This window comes from Pseudoalteromonas sp. APC 3495, from assembly GCF_030407645.1.
In the GTDB taxonomy this organism is placed as follows: Bacteria; Pseudomonadota; Gammaproteobacteria; order Enterobacterales; family Alteromonadaceae; genus Pseudoalteromonas; species Pseudoalteromonas tetraodonis.
In genome coordinates, this window is sequence record NZ_JASDDA010000034.1 from 1 (window position 1) to 19,294 (window position 19,294).

Consider the following 19,294-nt stretch of genomic DNA (forward strand, 5'->3'; position numbering starts at 1 on the left):
CTTGCTAAATGTAAAATAAAGTAACTAGTTAACTTAAAAAATAAGCAATTCGTCTTTTTTAAACACTATAAATGTAAAACTATGTAATTATATTAAAAAATTATAATTATAAGAGCTTATTATTTATGTTGTTCTTGCACCATGTGATTAGGTGTTACTTGGTTGTTACATTGATATATATACTCAGTGCCTGCACCAGCAAACCTGCAAAATTAGATCCCCTCGTTGCTAATACTGGTCAACCATTATCTAGCGTGGCTCAATCAACCGATGTTATTTTCTATGATCTTAAGTTAGCCGTTTTTCCAGAAGAAAAGCAGATAGCCGGCACAGGGAAAACAGTATTTCGGGTCGTTAAAGAAACTCAGCAAATTGAACTAAAACTCGATAGTCGCTTTAGTATAAACACAGTAACAGTGGCTGATAAGAAAGCCGAATTTCTCCATTCTCATGGTGTGATCACGATTAACTTATATGAAAAAAAGTACCCTGGAGAAGTGGTTGAAGTTGCCATTAACTATTCAGGCAAGCCACATATTGCGCTTAACCCTCCATGGAGTGGTGGTTTTGTATTTAGTGAAACAAACGATGGTAAACCTTGGATAGCAACAGCGGTGCAAGGTGAGGGCTGTGATTTATTTTGGCCTTGTAAAGATCACTTTAGTGACAAAGCCGATAGTATGCGTATACGTGTAACGGTACCCACTGGATTGTATGTTGCCAGTAACGGGGTACTAAAAAATATAACTGTATTACAAAACAAGACTACCGAGTTTGATTGGTTTTTATCTGAGCCTGCGAGTGATTACAACATTGCGCTGAATATTGGCCCATTTGAGCGTGTTCAACAGCAATATACCAGTATAAATGGTACTGACATTCCTGTGGAATTTTGGGTGTTACCTGAAAATAGGCAAAAAGCCAGTAATTTGCTCACCAACGATGTTTATCAACAAATGGCATTTTTTGAATCTGTGTTAGGTCCATATCCATGGGGGCAACAAAAACTTGGCTTTGTAGAAACGCCTCATTTAGGCATGGAACATCAAACGATAAATGCTTATGGCAAAGGGTACACTCGCGACCCTAGTGGTTATGATTGGCTTATTCAGCATGAATTAGCGCATGAGTGGTTTGGTAATTTAATGACACACGAGCAATTGAATGATGCGTGGTTACATGAAGGTTTTGGCTTTTACATGCAACCGTCTTACAGTTTATATACCTTTGGTGAGGCCGCTTATAACCATGCAATGTATAAAGCCTATTTAGGGATAAAAAACTGCCAACCTATTGTTAAAGAGGGTGAGTTAAGCTCAAAAGAAGCTTTTAACTCAGATATTTATGGTAAAGGAGGCTGGACATTACACACTTTGCGTTGGTTAATTGGTGATGAGTTATTTTGGCAAGCAACACGCGAGTTAATCTACGGGAGTAGCGACACGCAAAGTCTCAGTTACCCAATTCAATCGCGATATCGCAACACGCAACAGTTTATTGATATTGTTAATCGCATTACAAAAAAAGACTATAACTGGCTATTTGATGTGTATTTAAAACAAGCTGCATTGCCAACACTAACCATGAAACGTCAAAATAACGTGGCCAATTTATATTGGAGCAAAAGTGAAAAAGATGCGACGCCTTTTAAAATGCCAGTACCCATTTCAATCAATGGCCAGCTTCAAGTCTATACACCAATTGAAGGAGTCATTACCATCAAAGCTAAACCTGTTGATCATATTATTGTTGATCCACAGATGAAGGTACTTCGGCAATTACCGATCACAAGCCAGTGCCAACAAGAAGAATAATTTAGATAAAGCGTTACTATGGGGATAAAATTTATCCCCATAGTGCTTTTAAACACTTATTTATCTAGCTCTGCTAGTCTAAAAATTAAACGCACTGTGGCAAAGTCATCCTTGAAAGAACTAGTTATTTATTATTATTTTTGTTCTTTAATTTCATTGAAATCATATTTGCTAAGACATTCAGTTAAAAATTTGTTAAAAAGACACTGATAATAATGATTAATACTTAAGGTACTTATGTTTAGCTCGCTTAAATTCACCTCCAAAATCACCATTGCTGCATCATTAGTGTTGGTTTTAGTGTTAGGTGTTTTCACCATAAATAATTATTTTTCAATGCGGCATCAAACTCAAGAGCAGTTATCGCTGGTACTAGAGCAAAACTCTGAGTCTGTCTCTAAAAATATTGCAAGCTGGCTAAATAATAAATTAGCGATTGTGATCTCTATCGCAAAAACATACCAAGATGACGATGCCAAGTCTTTAACGCTTTCGCAATTAAATACCGCTGAGCTTGCGGGGGATTTTAAAAATACCTACATAGGTAAATCATCGGGTACATTTATTTTAAATGATCAAAGTGTTGTACTCCCCAGCGATTTTGATGCGACAAGTCGCCCTTGGTATAAATTAGTAGAAAATAAAACAACAACGGCTTTTACAACGCCTTATATCGATGTAACGACCAACGAACTGACAATTTCAGCCGTTGCCCCTATTAATAGTAATGGTCAATTTAAAGGGGTAGCGGGGGCAGATATTGATATGCAAACCATCGCTGAAATTATTGGAGATATTGATTTTTTAGGACTCGGTTATGGTTTTTTGCTTGATAATAAAGGGCAAATATTGAGTCACCCTGATAGCAAATTAAATTCAAAAACAGTCGCTGACTTAATTGGTAAAAATGCACCGTTAGCAAGAGAATTCACCGAGTATCAAGTAGCAGGTGAAACCTCGCTGGTATCCTTTACTAAAATTCGTGGTATTGAAAACGTTGATTGGTATTTAGGTGTAGTAGTTAATAAAGATAAAGCGTATTCAAGTGTTTCTTCGTTTGGGCAAAAGGCAATTGTATTTTTAATTATTGGTATTTTAGTGATTGTTGCGTCACTGGAATTTTTACTGCGTTATTTGATGCGCCCTATGTATCGTCTCAATGATGCCATTAGAGATATAGCGCAGGGTGAGGGCGATTTAACCTGTCGGTTAAGCGTAGAAAACGATGACGAATTTGGTCAATTGAGCAATTCGTTTAATATTTTTATAGAAAAAATCCAAAATTCAATAATTCAGGTTAAATCTTCAACGCAGTTACTGGAAACGGCAGTTGCTAAATTGGTTACGCAGACAGACTCAACATTAACTATGTATGATGACCAAAGTGAGCGCACCAACAGTGTGGCGTCGGCAATTAATCAGTTTTCAGCTACCTCAACAGAAATTTCAACCAGCGCCAGTAATGCCTCGACGCTTGCCAAAGATGCAGATCAATACTGTGCTAAAAATCAACAGACCCTCACAAACAACGTTTCAAGTATTCATCAACTGTCACAAAATATAGAGCAAGCGCAAGAAACCATAAATAGTTTAGACTCGCATACCGCTAATATAGGAAATGTATTGGCAGTAATAAAAGGGGTGAGTGAGCAAACCAATTTGCTGGCTTTAAATGCGGCGATAGAAGCGGCTCGTGCTGGCGAAGCAGGAAGAGGATTTGCGGTTGTTGCCGATGAAGTAAGGCAACTAGCACAGCGTACTCAGCAATCAACCCAAGAAATAGAAAACACCGTCATTGAATTACAAAAAGGTTCAAGCTCTGCCGTTGAACTTATGAAAACCAGTTTAGAAGAAAGTGAAAAAAGTGTTCAGCAAGCGGATGCGGTTGGCGATGTAATGAAACAAATAATTAGTGCGATTAAGCAAATAACCGACGCCAATCATAGTGTCGCTAATGCTACGGATGAGCAAAACCAAGTGGTTAAGTCATTACATAGCGATATTCACGTTATCAGCGACTTATCGATTCAAGGCCAATCAAACCTAAATCTTACTTTGGAAGAGTGTACCAAACTTAAGCATCAATTTAGTGACTTAGAGCGCATGGTTAAAAAATTCAAAGTATGATCAGTAAAACAAAAATAAATAAGCCAAGCTGGCTCAATTTAATCAATATTGACAGCGTTTATAGCTTTGATAAACAACGCCAAGTATTTTCGTTATTTACCATGATAGCGATTGCCTTGGTGTTAATTACCTATTTAGTAATTGCCAATCATCACGTGTATGCACCAATCCTTACTATTGCGTTAATTGTGGTTAACGTAACGATTGTAGGGTGTATTATTTATTTTATGAAAACAAAGCAGATTGATGCAATCGCCCTCATCACTTTAGTGATTGTATTTGTGATGTGCTTAGCTTTGGTATACACCGGCGGTAAAGAAAACACTGCTTTATATTGGCTAATGTTTTATCCCGTTGCTGCATTTGCCATACTGGGTGTGAAGTTTGGCGCCTGGTTAAGCAGTGCCATGTTATTGAGCTGTATTGTTATGTTGTATGGCCCTGATATGGGGCAAGTTATTTATGGCGCGGTAGAAAAGACCCGTTTTGTTGCTGCATTTTCGCTGGTGTTAGTGTTTTCGTTTATAGGTGAATATTTTCGTCACCGCAGTCATTTAGCAATTGCTGATATCACCTTAGAGCAAAAACAGCATGCTCATACCGATCAGCTTACCGGGGCGCCTAATCGTCGCTTTATTACCTCACATTTTTTAAAGCTAGCAGCTTCAAGGCCAGAACATTATTTGCCGCTGTCTATTTTACTCATTGATTTAGATAAGTTTAAACAATTAAACGACAGCTACGGGCATGATTTTGGTGATACGGTTTTAATTGAATTTACTAAGTTATTAGAGTCTCAGTTTCCTGCAACAGCGCTTAAAGCACGTTATGGCGGCGAAGAGTTTGTGGTTATTTTACCGCAACAAACAACCCTTGAGGCCAGCATTTTGGCCAACCGTTTTAGAGAATGTGTGCAAAACCATGTGATGCTAACCGACAAACATCAGCGAGTATCATTAACGTGTAGTATGGGTATTGCTCAGGCTAACAGTGTAGATGATTATAATAATGCGTTAAAGCAAGCGGATCAGTATTTATACAGCGCTAAGGCGCAAGGTAGAAATAAGGTGGTATCTGTACATGATCAACACGCCTCAGAGTAAATTAATATATGTACACGACCCTATGTGTAGCTGGTGCTGGGGTTATGCACCGACTTGGCATGCGCTTGAGGCTGCCTTAGCAAACAAACTTCCCATTGAGTACAGAGTGGGTGGTTTAGCTGCAGATACTGACTTGCCAATGAGTCAGGATATGCAGTTGCAACTACAAGCCATATGGCAAAAAATTAGCAGCCAGTTAGGCACAGAGTTTAATTTTGATTTTTGGCGAGACTGCCAACCTCGCCGTTCTACCTATCCCTCTTGCAGGGCCGCTTTAATTGCTCGCAGCTTCAACAAAGAACCACAGATGATAGCGGCAATACAGCAGGCATATTATTTACAGGCACAAAACCCATCGGATGAAGCGGTTTTAATTAAACTAAGCGAAAAAATTGGTTTAGACGCCCGTTTATTTGCACAGTTACTTCACTCTAATGAGCTTAAGCGTCGCTTTGATGATGAGCTTAATTATGTTCGCAGTTTACCTATTCAAGGTTTTCCGTCGTTAGTATTAATACATAACAATCGCGCTTACCCTATTGCTATTAACTACACAGATTGGCGACAAACCCTGATTGAAATACAATCCTACCTGTAAACTTAATCCCACTATTTTCATCCCTGAATTGTAAAATAGGCCAATAAGGCTAATTTATTACCGTTGTCATAAAAGCGACTTTTTTACGCAACACGCTTGTCATTTTTAATCTATACACTTTCGCTCATTGAAACTATCTCGCTTTAAATTGTTTTTTATAAACGAGCTAAAGCGATTAATAAACACTAGCAAATCCGCTAATTAACGAGCAAAGGTGTATACGATGAAAGGCGTTAAACCATTAATTTTAGCTGGTATTGTAGCCGCAAGTGCAGCAGTCCACGCCAATGATTTAAACACGGTAATTGATAAAAGCAGCGAAATTAATAATTTAGCTGCGCAATCACAAACAAAAATAGACAAGATTGCAGATTCAATGCAAGGGCGTTTACAGCAATTTAAAACCCTAAATAAAGAAATAGATGGCCTAGCCGTTTATAACGCACAGCTTACCAAACAGTTAAATAATCAAATAGAAGAGATGGAGTCGATTAATTTATCGATGGATCAAGTATCGATAATTGAACGCCAAATAACCCCTTTAATGCTTCGTATGATCACCGGGCTTGAACAGTTTGTTGCCTTAGATGTGCCGTTTTTAAAGCAAGAGCGTAAGCAGCGCCTTGAATCATTAAATGCAATGATGGAACGCGCTGATATTTCATCAAGTGAAAAATTTCGTCGTGTTTTAGAGGCTTATCAAGTTGAGGTTGACTACGGACGCACTATTGAAGCGTATACCGCATTGCTTGATGTGGACAATAAAGAACGTGAAGTTGACTTTCTGCGCATTGGCCGTTTAGAACTCATTTACCTTACCCGCGATGGCAAACAAGCAGGTAGTTGGGATCAACAGTCACAGTCGTTTGTTGCACTGCCTGATTCAACCATTAGCCAAATTAATAAAGGGCTTCGCATTGCTCGCAAACAACTAGCCCCCGATATGTTAACACTGCCAATTCACGCTGCAGAATAAGAGGTTTACCATGAAATTATTAACGAAAATGACAAAAATGGCCGTGTTTGCAGCCAGTTTAAGCTTTGTGGGCACCAGCATTGCCGCTGAGCCGATGAATTTAGATGCCTTATTAAAAACCTTAGAGCAGGGTAAATCAGCGCAATCAGAGCAAAATAAACAACGTGAACAAGAATTTGCAGCACGCCAAAATGAACAAGTGCAAATGCTTAAAAACACCCAAGCTAAACGTAACCAAATGCTTAGCGAGTCAGAGCGTTTAGAGACGCAATTTGAAGAAAACGAAATTAAATTGGCTAATCTAACTGATACCTTATCAAAGCGTATGGGTTCATTAAAAGAGCTATTTGGTGTACTACAACAAGTTGCTGGCGATTCAAGTAACAAGTTTGCTACCTCTGTGGTATCGGCACAGTTACCTGGGCGTAGTACTTTTATGGACGAATTGGCGCAAAAAATGGGTTCAACTTCAAAGCTTGCGTCTATTGAAGATATAGAAAAGGTTTGGTTTGAGCTACAACGCGAAATGACCGAACAAGGAAAAGTAAGCCGCTTCAATACTGATGTAATTGTTGACGGTGGCAATAAAGTACAAAAAGAAGTGGTACGTGTGGGTGCATTTAACCTTATTAGTGACGGTCAGTACCTAGAGTATACACCGGCCACCAATACCATTAGCCAACTTACTCGCCAACCAAGCAGCCGCTTTACTGCGACCGCGGCTGATTTGCAGCAAGCAAACACGGGTGTTGTACCGTTTGCGCTTGACCCAACAGGCGGCTCAATTTTAGGTTTGTTAGTACAAGCCCCTGATACCAGCGAGCAAGTTCATCAAGGTGGTGCGGTCGGTTACGTTATTTTAGGCGTTGGTTTATTAGCGTTATTAATTGCGCTAGAGCGTTTTGTATCGCTCATGCTGATGGGTGGAAAAATCCGTCGTCAATTAAAAGACGATACAGCCCGTGATGACAACCCGTTAGGGCGCGTCATGAAAGTGAAAGATCAATACCCAAATGTGGCCTACGACACACTTGAACTTAAGTTAAGCGAAGCCATTTTACGCGAAATGCCAAAAATCACCCGTAATTTAACGCTTATTAAAATTATCTCTGTGGTAGCGCCATTACTTGGCTTGCTCGGTACGGTAACCGGGATGATTAATACCTTCCAAGCAATTACTTTATTTGGTACTGGCGACCCTAAACTAATGGCGGGCGGTATTTCGCAAGCCCTGGTTACTACGGTATTAGGCCTTGTGGTTGCCATTCCAACGGTGTTTTTATACACCTTATTGAATACTCGCTCAAAAGGTTTACTGCTTATTTTGCAAGAACAAAGTGCAGGTATTATTGCCGAGCGAAGCGAGAAAGGAGCCTAAACCATGGTGCTATTGATTGATTCAATCAATGCTATCCGTGATTTTCTCGACACGGGTGGCCAAGTGCTCTTGGTCATTGCCGTGTTAATTTTCGCGATGTGGTTATTGATACTCGAGCGATTTATGTACTTTTTTAATGGCTATCGGCACTACAAAAAAGACGTTAAAAACACCTGGAAAACGCGCAGTGAACGCAACAGCTGGAACGCAGAGCAAATACGTCAAGCCATGGTGTCACGCGCTAGTATGCGATTAAACGCAAACTTACCGCTGATTAATGTGATGGTAGCGCTGTGTCCACTATTAGGGTTGCTTGGCACAGTTACAGGGATGATAGAAGTCTTTGATGTAATGGCCATTACAGGTACAGGCAGTGCACGCTCTATGGCATCAGGTGTGTCAAAAGCAACCATACCGACAATGGCAGGAATGGTCGGTGCGTTATCTGGGGTGTTTGCCTCAACCTATTTACAACGAAAAGCAAAGCGTGAAGTTGAATTGTTGCAAGACACTATGGTGTTAGACCACTAAATAATTATTGAAAAGCGGTGAACATAATCACCGCTTATTCTAGGAGAAATAACATGAGAGCCCCATTAGGTAATTTATTCCAAGAAGACGAAGCAGAAGAAATAAACATGACCCCTATGCTGGATGTTGTATTTATTATGCTTATTTTCTTTATCGTGACAGCCTCGTTTGTTAAAGAAGCGGGTATTGATGTAAACCGTCCAGAAGCGGCAACCGCAGTAAAAAAAGAGCGGGCTAACATATTAGTGGCCATTTCAGATCAAGGCGAAATTTGGATCAATAAACGTCAAATTGATGTACGCGCTGTACAAGCCAACATTGAGCGCTTAAAAGCTGAAAATCCACAAGGCAGTGTAGTTATTCAAGCCGATAAAAAAGCCACCACAGAAACCTTGATAAAAGTCATGGATGCCTCGCGTGCAGCGGGTGTATTTGATGTTTCAATAGCGGCTCAAGAAGGGTAACGAGTGATGCGTTATGTACTTGCGTTAATTATAGCGGGTGTGGTGACCTTTATGCTGTTTTTAGGTATGCAGGCATTGATCACCGGTGGTGAAGGCGCCATGACGGAGCCTGCCAAAGGGAATGTGTTAGATTTTGTCCGTTTGAAAAAAGAAGAAACGGTACAAAAAAAGGAGCGAAAACCACAAAAGCCACCAACGCCTAAAGAGCCACCACCGCCAATGGAATCGCCACAAATGCAAAGTAGCGATAACAACGCAGCCAGCAACAACTTTGATTTTGCTGCCAATGTCGATGCGGATGTAAATCTAGCGGGTGGATTAGCGTTAGAAACCAGTGATGGTGAGTATTTACCCATAGTAAAAGTGGCACCAGTATACCCAAGGCGTGCGTTATCGCGTGGCATTGAAGGCTATGTCATTGTTGAATTTACAGTGACAAAGCAAGGCACGGTTAAAGAGCCGCAAGTTATTAAAGCCGAGCCAGAGTCATTGTTTGACAGAGCAGCGATGGATGCGGCCCTTAAATTTAAATATAAACCGCGCGTGGTTAATGGTGAAGCCGTTGAAGTAGCCGGTGTGCAAAATAAAATTTCTTTTCAAATTAATGGTTAATTCTGTTAAGTAAGCAAAGAGTGAACGTGAGGCAATTATGAAATTAAAACTAACAACCAAGCTATTAAAGCTGAGTATGTTGTGCACTGTTGCAATCAGTGCCAGCGTTGTTACACCAAGTGCATTAAGTGTACTTCCGGGTGTAAATTTGGCGACAGTACAGGCCGCTGAACAGCAAAAAACAACACGAGTGCCCGCACTGCGTGAAAAAGTATACAGCCAATTAGCTCGCGCCCAAAAACTTGCGGATGATGGCGACAGTAAAGCGGGCTTGGCTGCGCTTGACAGCATACAAGCGCGCTCATCAAGTATGAACTCTTATGAAATTGCGATGATGCATAACTTTTATGGGTTTATTTATTACAATGAAAACGACCTTGTAAAAGCGATTGCTTCATTTGAAAAAGTGATTGCCGAAGATGGCATTCCAGAAACACTACGCCTGAGCACAACATTCAGCCTTGCGCAGCTTGCTATGGCTAACAGTGACTATAAAAAGGTGATTGCATTTTTAGACAAATGGGATGCTATAAACACTAAGCCTAAAACCGACGCCTATTATTTATTAAGGGCGCAAACCTACTATCAATTAAAAGACTATGAGCAAGGCCTGAGTTACATTACGCAAGCCATTAACTTAAGTGATAGCGAAGGCAAAGTACCCAAAGAAAACTGGCTGGTACTGCAACGCGCTATGTATTACTCACTTAACCAAACCGATAAAGTAGTGAGCGTACTTGAGCGTATGGTAAAGCTTTACAATAAACCTGAGTATTGGGTCCAATTAGCCGGTATGTATGGTGAAACTGGGCAAGAAAAACAGCAGCTTAGTGTTTTAGAAGCGGCTTACCAGCAAGGATTTTTAACCTCTAAATCTGACTTAAGGCAGCTTGCGCAGGTATATTTATATAATCAGCTTGCTTATAAAGCAGCCAGTGTAATGAGTAAAGCGATTGAATCAGGCGTTGCTGAAAAGTCTGCGAAGAATTATGCATTTATCGCAGAAGCCATGGTGCAAGCTAAAGAAGATAATAAATCAGTTAGTTATTTTGCAAAAGCGGCAGAGCTTTCGGAACACGGTAAGTACGATCAACGTATGGCTGAAGTACTTGTTAACTTAGAGCAATTTGAAGATGCCGCTGATGCTGCTCGGTTAGCATTAGATAAAGGTTCACTTGATTTTGAATCCAACGCTTATGTTGCATTAGGTATGGCCCAATACAGCATGCAAAATTTTGATGCCTCTATTTTAGCGTTTGAGCAAGCCGAGAAACACAAAAAATCGCAGCGATTGGCTGAACAATGGATCAAATATGTCAAGCGTGAAAAGTTACACGCGGAAACATTACGCACCGCATTGTTATAATTTGCCAACGCTACTATTGTAATTTAAACGCTGCCAGTTTGATTACAAAACCTGTTTTATAATCGCAACACCAAAACCGCCTTAGGGCGGTTTTTTTCGTTTAAATTTATCATAACAGGTTGTTATTTAAATAAATTACATTGTCATTTTATGTTTATTAAAGTGTAACTGTATTGTCACATAGCTCCCGTAAGGTAGTGCTCGTTGAAAAACTCAAGTGATCTTAAAGCATGACTTTCGTGTTTTAACGTGACTTGGGTTTTTACTTAATGCGCTAATAAAATAATTAAATATCTTAACGGAGTGAACAATGAAATTATCTGGTTTATTTAAGATCAGCCTTTTGGCTTCTGCAATTACACTCGCTGGTTGTGGCGGTGGTGATATTAATATTAATGTTGAAGAAACAGTAGCACCACCTACACCACCTACACCACCAGTGCCAACTGATCTTCCAGGTGAATATAGTCAAAGTCTTTCTACTGAAGCTTCAGCTGCCTTGGGTCGTGAAGTAAAAGTGCAAGTGCTTTCAGGTGAAATCACTGAAGATACGACATTAACGACGGATGCATTTTGGGCATTAGATGGCGCTGTGTTTGTAGGTAAAGATAAAGCAGATAGCGCAACCCTTACCATTGAACCTGGAGCCGTTATTTTTGGTAACAATGGGTCTGATTACTTAGTCGTAAGCCGTGATTCTAAAATTGAAGCGACAGGGACCAAAAGCGACCCTATCATTTTCACATCAAAACAAGATGTAATGGGCGAAACAACAGCCTCTGGACAATGGGGCGGCATGGTTTTACTTGGGAATGGTATTTCAAATAAATGCCCTGCTGAAGGTGATTGTGCACTGCAAGTTGAAGGTGTGGAAGCAGGTGCGGTATTTGGCGGTACTGATAATGCGGATAGCTCTGGTACGTTAAAATATGTTGTTGTTAAAAACGCTGGTTACGAGCTTTCAACCGGTAATGAGCTAAACGGTATTACCTTTGGTGCCGTAGGTTCAGGTACTACCGTTGATTACTTGCAAGTACATAATAACTCTGATGACGGTGTTGAGTTTTTCGGTGGTGCAGTTAACTTAAAGCATGTTGTTTTAACGAGCATCGACGATGACAGTATTGATTGGGATAACGGTTATCAAGGTAAAATGCAGTTTGTGTATGTTGAGCAAGATAAAAATTCGACTGATGCTAACCGCGGTATTGAAGCCGATAACGATGGTAAAACGCCATCAAAAGAGCCTAAGTCTTTGCCTATTATTTCAAACTTAACCATTATTGGTAATAACTTTAAAGGTGAAGATGAAGCCGAAGGCATTTACCTGCGTGAAGGTACCGGCTTACATTTATATAATTCAGTGATCACAGGCTCTGATGAAATGGGCGAGTGCTTAGAATTAGAAGGTATTGCGCTGGATGATAACGGAGATGCATTATTCTCTGATAGTGAAACCGTTAATAATGCTAATGATGGCACTATTTTGATGCAAAACACCTTTATGTCATGTACCAATGGTGAGAATTTTAAAGATCCAAAAGGTGCTGACGGTTCTACGTTGCTTGCGCTTGAGTCTTGGTTTAGTCAACAAACAGGTAATGTGATCAACGACAAGCCTATGCTTGGTGTGAATGGTCAACCAATTGCTGGTTCGCCACTACTAGGTGCAGGACAAGATGTTGCTAATACGGTTGATGCCTTCTTTGATACGGTTGATTTTGTCGGTGCTCTAAATGATTCTGACGATTGGCGTGAAGGTTGGGCATTTGGTTATGGTGGTGGAGAAGTGACAGCACCTGCTGCAGTTGCTGGTTGTCCTGCAGGTACTACTTCAATTTCACCAGCGGATAACGTAACGACAACATGTGAAATATCTGGCCGTATAACGTCAGACTTAACATTAACAGCGGGTAACTTATACGCAGTTGATGGCGCTGTTTTTGTTGGTAATGATAATGCTGACTCTGCAACTCTAACTGTCGAGCCTGGCGTTACTGTTTATGGTCGTAACGGTAAAGATTATATTGTCATTAGCCGTGGCTCTAAAATTGAAGCCAACGGTACTAAAGATAAGCCTATTTCATTTACTTCAAGTCAAGATGTTGCTGGTCAAGCAACGGCAGCAGGTCAATGGGGCGGTTTAGTACTACTAGGTAATGCGCCATCTAATAAATGTCCAGAAACAGGCGAGTGTGCGCTACAAGTTGAAGGTGTTGAAGCCGGTGCTGTTTTTGGTGGTACTGACACTGCAGATAATTCTGGAACATTACGTTATGTTCGCGTTATGAATGGCGGCTACTTACTGTCACCTGGTAATGAAATTAACGGTATTACGTTTGGTGCTGTGGGTTCTGGTACTACTGTAGAGTATTTACAAGTTCATCAAAATGCTGATGACGGTGTTGAGTTCTTTGGTGGTAATGTGCAGGCTAAATACCTTGTGCTAACTAGTATTCAAGATGACAGCATCGATTGGGATAATGGTTTCCAAGGTAAGCTTCAGCACATCCTTGTTAAGCAAGCTGCAGATAACTCAGATGCTAACCGTGGTATAGAAGCCGATAATGACGGTAAAACACCATCTAAAATGCCTAAATCAAATCCAATGATTGCTAACTTAACCATTATTGGTAATACCTTTAAAGGTGAAGATGACGGTGAAGGCATGTACTTCCGTGAGGGAACGGGTGCGCAAATCTATAACACGATTGTAACAGGCCCAGTAGGCATGGGTGAGTGTCTAGAGGTTGAAGGTATTCCAGTAGATGAAAATGGTGCACCAATATTTACTGAAAGTGAAACAGTTAAAAATGCACAAGATGGCACCTTAACGATTAAGTCATCGGTTATCGCCTGTTCTGAGAACTTCAAAGACCCAAGTGGTGTTGATTTTAGCGTAGAAAACTGGTGGACAGCGACGTTAGGTAACTTAGTAGCATCAGGACAAACTGACGTAGTTAATGGTATCTATACTATTGATATAACAACTCCTACAGATGTAAACGCTGTAGATAGCTTCTTCGATACTACATCACATATTGGTGCTGTATCGAGTGATAATGACTGGACAGCTGGCTGGACAGTAGGTCTGGAATAACACAGTAAGAATGGGTGCTAGCACATAGTACTAGTACCTTTTTTAACACTTTCTGTAACTTATTTCAGATAGAGGTAAACATGAAACAGTTTTCTAAAAAGTTTTGCTTATCCACACTTTCCGCAGCAATTTTATGTAGTTTAAGCGTTTCAGCACATGCTGCTGAAGCCGAAGATGAGGCTGTACTTGAGGAGGTTGTGGTTAGCGCAAGTCGTTTAAAAGGCACTGCAACAGCCGTGCTTGAAGAGCGAAAACAACAAGCATTTGTTGCCGATATTATGGGTGCTGACCAAATATCCCGTAGTGGCGATAGTGATGCGGCATCTGCGTTACGCCGTGTAACGGGTTTAACTTTAGTCGATGGTAAATTTATTTATGTACGTGGTTTAGGTGAGCGCTATTCAAGTACTCAGTTAAATGGTGCAGCAGTGCCAAGTCCTGATCCGACCCGCTCAGTCATCCCGCTTGATTTATTTCCATCAGGAATTATTGAAAGTTTGTCTGTGCAAAAGTCTTATTCTCCTTCTATGCCAGCCTCTTTTGGTGGTGGTAATGTGGATATACGCTTAAAAAGCATTCCAGACCAATTTGTTTTTGATGTATCAGGTCAGCTTGGTTATAACACCAATAACTTTGATGATGGCATTGAGTACAATGGCGGCTCGAATGACTGGTATGGTGTTGATGATGGCACCCGTGAAATACCAGATTCAATCATGGATATTTATAACTCTGGGCAATCATTAGATGATCTCACACCAGAGCAAAGTCGTGCTTTAGCACTTGATTTAAACCGTGATTATGACCCGCAAGCAACAAGTGTAAACCCCAATACTAAGTTTACAGCAACACTGGGTAATAGTTTTGAGTCAGGTGATTGGCGTTACGGCTTTTTATCAGCGGTTAGCTATGATAACAAATATTTTGTTGGCGAAGAGTACCAAGGCGAAGACTTCCGTTTAGGTGAGAACAGTGCTGCTATGGTGCGTGGTTACGATAAAATCATTGCCACTGAGCATAATGTGAAAATGTCTGGAATGGTAAACTTTGGTATTGAGTATAATAATGCTCATCGCATTGACCTTAGTACGCTGATTTTACGCGACACCGAAGATAAAATTCGTGATCGTCTAGGTATTGATGAGAATAATAACCAGTCTGATAATAAGCGTATTCGTTCTTACGATGTAAGGTATGAAGAGAGAGAGTTAATAGTAAACCAAATCAAAGGCATGCATACATTCGATTTTCTTAACTATGCAGGTTTTGATTGGAAATACTCAAACGGCCGCTCAAACCGTTATGCACCAGGAAATATGCAGACGCGGTTCATTGTAAATGATGCAAACGAAGATGGTAATTATGATTTAGTTAATGAAATCGCATTAACCAATGCCACAACGGCTGCTCGTTATACATTCCAAGACCTTAATGATGAAGTAGAAAACTACGGGTTTAATTTTACTTTTCCAATCATGTTAGATGGTTTGGATATAGAATTAAAATCAGGTGCTGATTATGTCTCTAAAGAGCGCTCAGCTTCGAATCGTCGCTTTGACATAAACACTCGCGCATTTAAAGACCTTGATTTAAATGGCAATGAGCTGAATACGATTCTTTCTGATGATGCAATAGCTAACGCAGAACTAAATCTACCCATACTTAATGATACAACGTTTGCAGGTGATGATTACCGCTCAGCACAAAAAACAGATGCTTATTATTTTGAAGCTGATTTTTTCTTCAATAATAAATGGCGTTTGACAGGTGGCTTACGTTGGGAAGATTTCAGGCAAGTGTCAGTGCCACTTGACCCGTTTACTGGTGGCTTAGATCCTTCAATCGATTATGATGATTTAGGTAACTTAGCGTTTCAAGAAGATGATATTTATGGTGCGCTTGCATTCACTTATATTCAGGACGACCAAACACAATGGCGTTTAAGCTACGGTGAAACGGTTGTACGTCCTGATTTACGTGAGATATCTGAATCTACTTACATTGATCCGTTAACTGAATATCCTGTTGGCGGTACGCCTGGATTACGTACAACGCAAATCAAAAATTACGATTTCCGCTGGGAAAACTACTTTGATACTGGTGAAAACTTCTCTGTTGGTCTGTTTTATAAAGACATGATTGATCCAATTGAGTCGGTGCAATCTCCTTCTCAAGATGGACCGCCACTTGTACGTATTGCCAATGCTGAAGATGGCTATGTTGCCGGCGTTGAGTTTGATTATCTTAAAGATTTCACTTTCTTAGGTGGTTTTTGGCAAGATGTATTTATGAGTGGTAATGTTACACTCAGTGATTCTGAGATAAACCTAGACCGTCAAGCTATTGTTGATCAAACTGGTGTATCTGCGGCGATCACTAATACTAAACGTCGTTTAACGGGACATTCTAAATATGTTGTGAATATGCAGCTTGGCTATGATGCACCATCAGGTGAACATGCTGCAACATTGGTTTATAACGTATTTGGTGAGCGTATTATTATCCCTGGTATAGAAGGGCAAGATGATTGGATGGAACAGCCATTCCACTCAGTTGATTTGAATTATACTTACTACCCTGATTTTAACTCAAGTATTAAGTTTAAAGTGCTTAATATTTTGGGGCAAAAATCAGAAATTGAATCTGCTGGTACGCTAACTCGCTCAAAAGAAAAAGGGACTGAGTTCTCTGTTGAGTACAAATATCAGTTCTAATTCAAAATAGCCTAGGAAGGCGAATATAAAAACTTACAATAATTGCCCTACCTTGTGTAGGGCTTTTTTTGTGCCGTTATTAATTTCAGAATTAAAAAAAGCATATGAAATAATTTTAAGTTAGCTGTTATTGACTAGTTTTGCAGGGTATAGGGTGCTAGATTAACTGTTCTAAAAATTAAATCTCACGCAATGAATTTTAATTTTTAATGAATTAGGTATTTCTTATGACTCAAACAGTGGAACAAACAATGAAAAAAGTAGGATTAGTCGGATGGCGCGGCATGGTAGGCTCAGTGTTACTAGAGCGAATGGAACAACAACATGATTTTGCACATATCGACACCACCTTTTTCACCACCTCACAAGCAGGTCAGCTTGGCCCTGAGTTAGCGGGTGCAGCTAAACCGCTTTTAGATGCCAGCGATATTTCTGAGCTTGCAAAAATGGACATTATTGTTACCTGTCAGGGTGGCGATTATACCAATGCGGTGTATCCAAAATTACGTGAATCAGGTTGGGATGGCTATTGGATAGATGCAGCCTCTGCACTGCGTATGAGTGACGACAGTATTATCGTACTTGACCCTGTTAACAAAGATGTCATTGAACAAGGGCTAGAGCAAGGCGTTAAAACCTTTGTAGGTGGTAACTGCACGGTTTCACTTATGCTACTAGCGCTGGGTGGTTTATTTGAGCAAGACCTAATCGAATGGGTAAGCCCAATGACTTACCAAGCAGCATCGGGCGCGGGTGCACGCAATATGAAAGAACTCATAGCTCAAATGGGGGCTATTCATGCAAGTGTTGCACAGCAACTAGATAACCCAAGTTCAGCTATTTTAGAAATTGATAAAATAGTCAGCGAAAAAATGGCATCAAGGGATTTGCCACAAGACCAGTTTGGTGTGCCACTGGCGGGTAGCTTAATCCCATGGATTGATGTGCCTATGCCAAGCGGTCAATCAAAAGAAGAGTGGAAAGCGCAAGTTGAAGCCAACAAAATCTTAGGCTCATCTAAACAACCTGTGCCTATTGATGGTTTATGTGTACGCATTGGTGCAATGCGTTGTCATAGCCAAGCGATGACCATTAAATTACGTGAAGACATTAGCGTAGAAAAAATAGAAGAAATTTTAGCCTCGCACAATGAGTGGGTTAAAGTAATTCCTAATGAGCGTGACATTACCAGTACCGATTTAACCCCAGTTAAAGTAACCGGTACGTTAAGTATACCTGTTGGCCGTATTCGCAAACTCGCCATGGGGCCAAAATATATTAGCGCTTTTACCGTAGGCGATCAGCTTTTATGGGGCGCAGCAGAGCCACTGCGTCGTATGTTACGTATTATTGTTGATAATAAATAATATTTACTTTGAGGGTTAGCATTTGCTAGCCCTTTTTATTTAATAATTAAATCGCTAATATCTTCATGGCCTTTACCAACGTTTATATTATTGCTTCCGGTCATTTTTATTAATTCAAGTGATGAGTTCAGACTTATTGGAGAATATTATGCACAGTAAATTTCATGTTCACGCATTTCTTGATGACGATAGCGAAACCTTTAGTTATGTTGTTTCTGATAGTAACTCTCAGCAAGCAATCTTGATTGATCCCGTTTTAAATTTTGATTATAAATCAGGTCGCAGCTGTGAATCAGGCGCCAAAAAAATCGGCGAGTACCTTCAAAGCCATTCTCTTTCATTAGAGTGGGTTCTCGAAACACATGCACATGCCGATCATATCTCTGCAGCTCCTTATTTTAAAAAACACATTGGTGCTAAAATCGCCATAGGTGAACATATCAAAACGGTACAACAAAGCTTTAAGGCGCTATTTAATCTTGAAAAAGAATTTTTACCCAATGGGGCTGATTTTGACCGACTATTAAAAGATGGAGATAGTTTTAATGTTGGCCAGTTATCGATACGAGTAATGCACACACCGGGGCATACACCCGCCGACTTAGTTTACATTATAAATGAAGAGGCCATTTTTGTTGGTGATACGATTTTTATGCCTGACGTAGGCACTGCAAGGTGCGACTTTCCAGGTGGTAGCTCTGAAACATTATACGATTCAATCCAAAAACTACTCTCGATGCCCGATGAGGCAACAATCTATGTATGCCATGATTATCCGACTGAAAAACGAAATCACCGTTTTGCGGTCACAGTAAAAGAACAAAAAGAAACAAATATTCATGTAAAGACTAAAATAAGCAAAGAGCAGTTTGTTCAAATGCGCGATAGCCGTGACGAAGAATTACCTATGCCTCGCTTAATTTTACCTGCTATTCAAATGAATATTAGAGCTGGCAACCCACCTCCCGCTGAAGATAACGGCATAAGCTACCTTAAAATTCCCTTAAACCAATTATAGTTCAATATCATAATGATTATTCGGATAGAGTAATAAGCACAAATAAATTTATTGTAGCTAGATGATCGCTTTACCATCTCTCATACCTGAATATAGCAAGTTTTTTTTGTAAAATAGGCGTGATAA

The 19,294-nt window shown here is 40.1% G+C and carries 14 protein-coding genes; all 14 read left to right on the forward strand.

Translation table 11 applies throughout. The features are described from left to right. Positions 1-170: 170 nt before the first annotated feature. Entirely contained in the window at positions 171-1,814 is a 1,644-nt protein-coding gene (locus tag QL984_RS13395) for a M1 family metallopeptidase (RefSeq protein WP_235190262.1), read from the forward strand. Between the two features lie 237 nt (positions 1,815-2,051). Then, complete coding sequence (locus QL984_RS13400; protein WP_016900175.1) at positions 2,052-3,941, forward strand: methyl-accepting chemotaxis protein; 1,890 nt, start codon at positions 2,052-2,054, stop codon at positions 3,939-3,941. Further along, positions 3,938-5,044, forward strand: coding sequence for a diguanylate cyclase (locus QL984_RS13405; protein WP_013463324.1), 1,107 nt, complete (start codon positions 3,938-3,940; stop codon positions 5,042-5,044). Before QL984_RS13400 ends, QL984_RS13405 begins: the two co-directional genes overlap by 4 nt. Then, positions 5,022-5,642 carry a DsbA family protein gene (locus QL984_RS13410; RefSeq protein ID WP_128583728.1) on the forward strand — a complete coding sequence of 207 codons (621 nt, stop codon included), beginning with the start codon at positions 5,022-5,024 and terminating at the stop codon, positions 5,640-5,642. The genes QL984_RS13405 and QL984_RS13410 overlap by 23 nt, the downstream gene beginning before the upstream one ends. A gap of 223 nt (positions 5,643-5,865) precedes the next feature. After that, a complete protein-coding gene (locus tag QL984_RS13415; protein WP_013463326.1) occupies positions 5,866-6,618 on the forward strand; it encodes a DUF3450 domain-containing protein in 753 nt (250 codons plus the stop codon). A 10-nt stretch (positions 6,619-6,628) separates the two neighbouring features. Further along, positions 6,629-7,996, forward strand: coding sequence for a MotA/TolQ/ExbB proton channel family protein (locus QL984_RS13420; RefSeq protein WP_016900179.1), 1,368 nt, complete (start codon positions 6,629-6,631; stop codon positions 7,994-7,996). 3 nt (positions 7,997-7,999) lie between these two features. Continuing rightward, the gene (locus QL984_RS13425; RefSeq protein ID WP_008111501.1) at positions 8,000-8,527 is read left to right on the forward strand and encodes a MotA/TolQ/ExbB proton channel family protein; all 528 of its coding nucleotides are present in this window, start codon (positions 8,000-8,002) and stop codon (positions 8,525-8,527) included. 53 nt (positions 8,528-8,580) lie between these two features. Next, entirely contained in the window at positions 8,581-8,991 is a 411-nt protein-coding gene (locus QL984_RS13430; protein ID WP_008111500.1) for a biopolymer transporter ExbD, read from the forward strand. A gap of 6 nt (positions 8,992-8,997) precedes the next feature. Then, positions 8,998-9,603, forward strand: a complete 606-nt coding sequence (locus QL984_RS13435; protein WP_008111498.1) for an energy transducer TonB — start codon at positions 8,998-9,000, stop codon at positions 9,601-9,603. A gap of 37 nt (positions 9,604-9,640) precedes the next feature. After that, a complete protein-coding gene (locus QL984_RS13440; RefSeq protein ID WP_128583729.1) occupies positions 9,641-10,969 on the forward strand; it encodes a hypothetical protein in 1,329 nt (442 codons plus the stop codon). Positions 10,970-11,279: 310 nt separating this feature from the next. Then, entirely contained in the window at positions 11,280-14,069 is a 2,790-nt protein-coding gene (locus QL984_RS13445; RefSeq protein ID WP_013463330.1) for a hypothetical protein, read from the forward strand. 80 nt (positions 14,070-14,149) lie between these two features. Continuing rightward, positions 14,150-16,783: a TonB-dependent receptor gene (locus QL984_RS13450; protein ID WP_016900182.1), complete on the forward strand. Its 2,634-nt coding sequence runs from the start codon at positions 14,150-14,152 to the stop codon at positions 16,781-16,783. Between the two features lie 227 nt (positions 16,784-17,010). Then, positions 17,011-18,150, forward strand: a complete 1,140-nt coding sequence (gene asd, locus QL984_RS13455; RefSeq protein WP_041695995.1) for an aspartate-semialdehyde dehydrogenase — start codon at positions 17,011-17,013, stop codon at positions 18,148-18,150. A gap of 148 nt (positions 18,151-18,298) precedes the next feature. Continuing rightward, entirely contained in the window at positions 18,299-19,168 is an 870-nt protein-coding gene (locus QL984_RS13460) for an MBL fold metallo-hydrolase (protein ID WP_013463333.1), read from the forward strand. The last annotated feature ends 126 nt before the right edge of the window (positions 19,169-19,294 follow it).